Source organism: Dellaglioa sp. CoH-57-MRSF-21 (assembly GCF_056781915.1).
Map to the genome: position 1 here is coordinate 1 of NZ_JBXAXU010000216.1, position 256 is coordinate 256.

Annotated in this window: 1 protein-coding gene; it reads left to right on the forward strand. The window is 55.1% G+C overall.

What is annotated here, in order from left to right:
- Nucleotides 1-69 precede the first annotated feature (69 nt).
- Nucleotides 70-256, forward strand: a 187-nt coding sequence (locus AC1RPQ_RS08565) for a hypothetical protein (protein ID WP_481762359.1), incomplete at its 3' end; no start/stop codon positions are given.

The window sequence follows — 256 nt, forward strand, 5'->3', positions numbered from 1 at the left end:
GAGCGTGCTGACGAGCGGCGGTATGGTCGAGATGCAGGACGCGCTTAAACCGGGCACGGTGGTTCACTGATGGGTAAGCGCTTCAAGGTCCGAGATAACAAGGCTATATACATCAACGCCATTGATTACAAGGATCAGAGACTGGTATCCGTTCGTCAGCAATACACGACGGCTAAGGAACCTGATGTGTGGAAGAACGGATATCAGGGGATTAGCCTGCCGTCGAGTCCTAAGGCGCTGCGCAAGCTCGCGGCTC